This is a genomic window from Streptomyces sp. NPDC048590 (assembly GCF_043199535.1).
Taxonomy (GTDB): domain Bacteria; phylum Actinomycetota; class Actinomycetes; order Streptomycetales; family Streptomycetaceae; genus Streptomyces.
The window spans coordinates 1-1,747 of sequence record NZ_JBICWC010000027.1 but is presented as its reverse complement, the minus strand read 5'-3'; the positions used below and the strand labels follow the sequence as shown (position 1 = coordinate 1,747).

1 protein-coding gene is annotated in these 1,747 nt (G+C 66.9%); it reads left to right on the top strand.

All coding sequences use genetic code 11. The features are described 5' to 3' along the window. Nucleotides 1-59: 59 nt before the first annotated feature. Nucleotides 60-1,730, top strand: a complete 1,671-nt coding sequence (locus ACGFNN_RS35085) for an ISAzo13 family transposase (protein WP_393561971.1) — start codon at nt 60-62, stop codon at nt 1,728-1,730. Nucleotides 1,731-1,747 lie beyond the last annotated feature (17 nt).

The following is a 1,747-nucleotide window of genomic DNA, read 5'->3' as shown; positions in this document are numbered from 1 at the left end:
TCTTAGGGCTTGCCGGGAAACAAGTCGTAGCTTCCATCTGTGGGGCTCGTTGGTCTGGTATGGGGAGACCGGAGGGGATCGGGGCCGTTCTGGCGGCGAAGTTCCAGGTGTTGTTGCCGCATCTGGACGAGCGTCAGCGTCGGTTGGCCATAGGGGCGGAAGCATTGTCGCTGGGGCATGGCGGCATCAGGATCGTCGCCGCTGCAGCCGGAGTCCGGGAGGCAACGGTCTCGCGTGGGGCAGCTGAGCTGGACTCCGGTCAGGCCCCGTTGGGGCGGGCGCGTCATCCTGGCGGAGGGCGGAAGAAAGCAGCCGTGCTGGACCCTGGGCTGCGGCCGGCACTGCTGGCGCTGGTCGAGCCCGACGAGCGGGGCGACCCGATGTCGCCGCTGCGCTGGACGACGAAGTCGACCCGGAAGCTGGCGGCGGAGCTCACCCGCCAGGGGCACCGGGTCTCCGCCGACACGGTCGCCGGCCTGCTGAAGGAGGAGGGCTTCAGCCTGCAGGCCAACGCCAAGACCATCGAAGGTGCTCAGCACCCCGACAGGGATGCCCAGTTCCGCTACCTCAACGAGCAGGCACGAGATCACAGGGACGCCGGTGACCCGGTGATCAGCGTGGACAGCAAGAAGAAGGAACTGATCGGCGACTACAGGAACGCCGGGCACGAATGGCAGCCCGCAGGACAGCCCGTGAGGGTCAAGACGCACGACTTCCCGGGCCCGGCCGCCAAAGCGATTCCGTACGGAATCTACGACATGACGGCGAACACCGGCTGGGTCAGCATCGGCACCGATCACGACACGGCGGCGTTCGCCGTCGCCTCGATCCGGCGCTGGTGGCAGGCGGTCGGCCGGCATGACTACCCTCGCGCTCGCCGGCTGCTGATCACTGCTGACGGTGGTGGCTCCAACGGTTACCGCACTCGCGGCTGGAAGACTCACCTCGCTGATCTCGCCGCCGAGACCGGCCTTGAGGTCACGGTGTGTCATCTTCCGCCCGGCACCTCGAAGTGGAACAAGATCGAGCACCGGCTGTTCTCCCACATCACCATGAACTGGCGAGGTAGGCCCCTGACCAGCCATGAAGTCATGCTCCAGACCATCGCCGCGACCACCAGCAGCACCGGCCTCACCGTCCAGGCCGAGCTCGACAGCGGTGAGTACCCCACCGGCACCCGGGTCAGTGACGACGAGATCGCCGCCCTGCCCATCACCCGCCACCGCTTCCACGGCGACTGGAACTACACCCTCCACCCCCAGCGCCCGACAGACCCGGCGACCACGGACGACACCCCGTCGGACGGACCGTCACGCCTCACGCGGTATTCGCTCCAGGACCCGGAACTGACCGGCATGCCCCGCCGGGAGCTCAGCGAACTCATCGACGTGCTCACTCCAGCGATGGAGGCTCAACGCGAGCAGGTACTCCGCGCACGTCGAGGTCACGAGCGCTTGGTGGCCCCCGGCGCAGGCGCGAAAGCCAAGCTCACCTCAGCCGACCGAGTCCTGGTCACCGTCCTCCACCTGCGAAAAATCGCAACCATGGACCTTCTGGGACGACTCTTCGACACCACAGCCATGACCATCAGCCGCGCAGCGAAGGACGTCCGCCCACTCCTGGAAGCCCAGGGCGTTCGCCTCCCTGCTTCGACCGCCCGCTTCCGCACGCCGACCGACATCGCGAGATTCCTCGACCTCGACAAAAGCAAGATCAAACCGACGTGTTGATTCCCGGCAAGCCCTTA